The organism is Bacillus sp. LL01 (assembly GCF_001037965.1).
This window is the reverse complement of sequence record NZ_LFEL01000132.1, coordinates 1-5,012: the sequence shown is the minus strand read 5'-3', so window position 1 is coordinate 5,012 and position 5,012 is coordinate 1. Positions and strand designations below refer to the sequence as shown.

General features: G+C 39.7%; 4 protein-coding genes and 1 pseudogene. All 5 read right to left on the bottom strand.

What is annotated here, in order from left to right; genetic code table 11:
• Nucleotides 1-177, bottom strand: a 177-nt coding sequence (locus tag AB685_RS30655) for a CvpA family protein (protein ID WP_047973545.1), incomplete at its 3' end; no start/stop codon positions are given.
• A 1-nt stretch (nucleotide 178) separates the two neighbouring features.
• Nucleotides 179-457: a cell division protein ZapA gene (gene zapA, locus AB685_RS26280; protein WP_047973544.1), complete on the bottom strand. Its 279-nt coding sequence runs from the start codon at nucleotides 455-457 to the stop codon at nucleotides 179-181.
• 183 nt (nucleotides 458-640) lie between these two features.
• Nucleotides 641-2,017, bottom strand: coding sequence for a phospholipase D family protein (locus tag AB685_RS26275; RefSeq protein WP_241773388.1), 1,377 nt, complete (start codon nucleotides 2,015-2,017; stop codon nucleotides 641-643).
• Nucleotides 2,018-2,137: 120 nt separating this feature from the next.
• A complete protein-coding gene (gene pheT, locus AB685_RS26270) occupies nucleotides 2,138-4,564 on the bottom strand; it encodes a phenylalanine--tRNA ligase subunit beta (protein WP_047973543.1) in 2,427 nt (808 codons plus the stop codon).
• A 12-nt stretch (nucleotides 4,565-4,576) separates the two neighbouring features.
• Nucleotides 4,577-5,012: pseudogene (pheS, locus tag AB685_RS26265) on the bottom strand (phenylalanine--tRNA ligase subunit alpha); the annotation flags it as partial.

The following is a 5,012-nucleotide window of genomic DNA, read 5'->3' as shown; positions in this document are numbered from 1 at the left end:
GAATTGAGGATATGGAATCCACAATTGTATGTAGGTAGCAACATCTTGATAATATTTATATGCCACATATAATGCGACGATAAAGCCTACTAAATGAATCAACTGCAATATAAATCCACGTCTACGTCCTATAAAGAAGCTCATAAATAAGAGTAGAAGTAAAAGCAAACTTAACATATTATTCGTCTCCTGTCGTCCGGTTTGTTTCTGAGTTGCTAGTCACGTCTTGTTCAAGTTTCAACTGTAACTTTTTATATTCATCCACTATATTAACAGCTGTTAACACTGCTAGACGTGTTGTATCTAAATAAGGGTTTCTCTTTTTTATTTCTCTCATTTTTTGGTCAACCTCTTGCGCCACTTCTTTTAAATGTGCCGGAGATTCTTGACCGACAACCGTATAATTTTGACCATAGATTGAAACAGTTGTCCGCTGTTTTTGATTTTTCTTAGACACAAAAGAAGCCTCCTATCTCCACAATCTTCGCTCTAAAACACTAAGAGCCGACAAAATCCTTTGTTAATCATAACATGAAGCACGGTTGATGGAAATATTTCTGTTCAAACCGTTGGAAAAAAAAGAAAAATCGCGATGAAAACCACCACCTATCTAACGGTGGTGGTCAGTATTTTCGCTAAATTAATACGTTGTCAATCCTGTCAACTTCTGTAATCGATATAAAAACCTAGTCAGCCATGTTGTCTCATCTCTATACTCTTCGTAAGGAACAGTATAGTGACCTTCTTCGTTAGCCCATATTGTCTCAAAATAGGAGGAGATGTCCTGGGAGAAAGAGTGACCGTTTGATGCTTCTACCCACACATTCGTTTCGAGATTATAATCACGCAAGTTACGACTTGTAAAGTTGGCAGAGCCACCAATAACAGTGGTGTGACCCTCACTGACTCTCGCGATGAGCTTAGGGTGATATTGCTCACCAATCGTGTCGTACCATCTCACTTCAATAGGTGCCTCTTCTAACAGTTCTGCTGCAACAGGTCGATTGGGTAATCCTACCTTCTCCTGGCCAAAAGCATTTTCATTAGGATCTAATATTAGACGAATCTGTGCTCCACGATTAGCAGCTTCAATAAGGGAATTAATTATATTTCGATCTGATAAATAAAACATACCAAGCCATAGTTCATCACCAGATACTGTCTCATCAATCATCTCAAGTGTTCGTTCATATATTCTTCCTTCGGTCAGCACCCTTACCTCTACATCCCCTTCTTCCACAGGGAGAGCTTCCACATTTGTGAGAGTGGGGCCGTTAGAGAACTCGCTCGCTGCATGCTCTGTATAGACCAGCTCATCAATAATTGGTCCGTTCACCTGAAACGCAATATTAGAATGATGAGCACTAGCATCATGTGGATTAGCAGAAGACACAATCGCTGTTCGTTCAGTTGCCACTACTTTGCGGTGATTCGCTTTCACATTAAATAATTTCAAATAAGAACGCAGCGTGACATCTGGCGCTTCTGGACTAAAGGCATTTGGTAACCAACCATTACCTGATTGACCAAACCACTGGATAAACGTACGCCAAATTCCAGAATATAAAGGATTTGAATCACGTAACTTTGTCACATCGACAACAACTACATCAATACCAGCGTCTTTTAATTGTTCGAAGTGTTGAGACCGATGAGACCCATAGGTTGTATTAATTTCATCAGATAAAACAAGCATCTCAACATCAGGATTTGTTTCTTTCTTCTTAATTAATACATCGGTCATATGTTGACTAAGCGGGGGAARGTCGAGCTCTGGATCATAGAAGTCATTGTATAAGAACATATCAAATATAATAAATTCCTCTGCTTCTACGATCGCAGCTTCAATAGCTGAGAATATTTGCTGTTCTATTTGAAGAACGTCTTCTTCTAGGTCTAGGTAGGTTAAGTCATATAAGAAATCAACATCTTCTACATAGTAAGATTCACTTTCATAAGAAATTCCTTCTGGAAGTGGACGATATATTCCGTATAACGTAACAATTACTAAAATCAATAAAATAGCGATTAGTACATAGCGCTTTTTCAGTGAAGCYACTCCCTCTCTACCTTGGCAGAATAAATAAAACCCCCACCATATAGTTTCCTCTTAGGCAGGGGTTTCAAACCAAATTATTTACGCACGAAGTGTGGCACTAATTTGTTTCTTTAATTCTTCAAGTACGTTTTCATGAACATTTGTTACTTCTTCATCTGTTAATGTTTTTTCTGGATCTAAATACGTTAAAGAGAAAGCTAATGACTTCTTGCCTTCTTCCATATGCTCTCCTTGGTATAAATCAAATAAATGAACAGCTTTTAACAATTTGCCACCAGTTTGACGAATAACCGCTTCAACCTCTCCTGCTGCTATACTTCTATCAACCACTAAGGCAATATCCCTTTGAATAGCAGGGAACCTTGGTAATGATTCATWGACAACAGGTGCCACATCTGCTGTGAGAATACTCTCTAAATCAAGCTGGAACACGTAAGTTTCTCGCAAATCTTCTTGCTTTTCTGTTGTTGGGTGTACTTGTCCAATAAAGCCAATCTCTTCATCATTAAGGACTACAACCGCAGTACGACCTGGGTGCATCTTCTCAAGCTTAGCCTGTTGGAACTTAACTTGATCTTTAAGACCCATTTCAGCAAATAGACCTWCTACAATCCCTTTGACCACAAAGAAATCTACAGGCTTTTTCTCTGCTTGCCATGGGTGTTCTTGCCACTTTCCAGTAAATGCTGCCGCAACCATTTCTCTTTCTATTGGTTGTGTTGTTAATTCTTTTTCTTCGCTTGTGAAAATTGAACCTACTTCGTAAAGGTGAAGGTCGCTATTTTTACGATTCAAATTGTATGTTAAAACATCAAATAAGTGAGGAATTAAGCTTGTACGCATCGTACTACGATCTTCACTCATCGGCATAGCTAAACGAACTGCCGTTTCAATTGGATAATCCGTTGCAAACCCTTCAGCCTTCTTAGGGCTTGTTAAAGAGTAAGTAATCGTTTGAGTGAGTCCAGCACTCTCTAAATAACGACGAACACGGCGACGCTTTTCTTGATAACGAGTTAGCACTCCTTGAGTTGTTGCCCCCTCAGGTAAAGTTGTTGGAATAGCATCATAACCATACAGCCTAGCAATTTCTTCAAACAAATCTTCTTCAATTTGAATGTCTTGTCTGCGAGTTGGAGCAGTCACTACAAGATGATCTCCATTTTCTTCAAATGAGAATTGTAGACGGTTTAAAATCTCTTCCACATTCGTCTTTTGAATCGTCGTTCCAAGACGGTTGTTCATACGCTCTAAGTCTAGTGCCACTTGTTGTTCTTCCACAGTTAGTTCATCTGCACAAACCACACCTGAGACAATCGTACCACCTGCAAGCTCTGCAATAAGAGAAGCTGCACGCTCACCCGCTACTTTTACTCGAGCAGGATCTACACCTTTTTCAAAGCGAGCACTTGAATCACTACGTAAGCCAAGATCACGGGAAGCTTTTCTTACAGTAGAAGGATTAAAGTAAGCAGCTTCAAGTAAAATGGTAGAGGTTTCTTGATTCACTTCTGAAGTCGCTCCACCCATTACACCAGCAATTGCCATAGGCYCTTTTCCATTTGTAATAAGAAGGTGATCAGCATTTAGTGAACGCTCAGCATCATCAAGTGTCACCATCTTCTCTCCATCATTTGCACGGCGTACAACAACTTTTTTAGAACCAAAACGATCATAGTCAAAAGCATGGAGTGGTTGACCATATTCAAGTAATACGTAGTTCGTCACATCTACCACATTACTAATTGGACGAATGCCAGCTGCCATCAGACGATTTTGCAACCATAATGGTGATGGACCTACTTTCACATCTTTAATAATTGTTGCACCATAATAAGGATTATCAGTAGCATCTTCTACAGATACGCTAATATAATCCGATGCTAGTTCTTTATTTGTATCTAGCTCAATCGTTGGTAGTTCAACGTTACGATTATATAATGCAGCCACTTCATAAGCTACACCTAACATATTTAAGCAGTCTGAACGATTTGGCGTTAAGTCTAGTTCTAAAACCGTATCGTCCAAATTTAAGATAGCCAGTGCATCTGCACCTACTTCAACATCTTCACTAAAAACATAAATACCTTCTGCATAATCCTTGTGAACGAGCTTGCTCTCAATACCGAGCTCTTGCAACGAACAAATCATCCCTTGGGATACTTCGCCACGTAGCTTTGCTTTCTTAATTTTGAAGTTACCAGGAAGGACTGCGCCTACTTTAGCTACAGCAACATATTGGCCTGCTGCTATATTTCGTGCGCCACATACAATTTGAACTGGCTCTTCTTCTCCGACATCCACCTGACAAACATTTAACTTATCAGCGTTAGGATGTTGACTGCAAGAGAGAACATACCCTACCACTACACCTTTGATGCCTTGATTCAACTCATGTACGAAGTCAATTTCAATACCACCGCGAGTCATTTTCTCTGCGATCTCTTTTGGTGTAACGTCATCTATTTTCACGTAATCTTGTAACCATTTATAAGATACTAACATGTCTATTCCCCCTTACACCTGTTTAAATTGCGCTAAAAAGCGTACGTCATTTGTATAGAAATGACGAATATCATCAATATCATATTTAAGCATCGCAAGGCGTTCTACACCCATTCCGAATGCAAAACCACTGTAAATGGCCGGATCAAATCCACTCATTTCAAGTACACGTGGATGAATCATCCCTGCTCCAAGAACTTCTATCCAACCTGTGTTCTTACATACGCGACACCCTTCTCCCCCACACATCCCACATGAAACATCAACCTCTACAGAAGGTTCTGTAAATGGGAAGAAGCTAGGACGAAGACGAATGCTACGATCACGACCAAAGAAGGATTGAGCAAATGCTTCAAGTACCCCTTTTAAATCACTCATGCGCACATTTTTATCAACAAAAAGACCCTCAATTTGCATAAATTGATGTGAATGTGTGGCATCATCATCA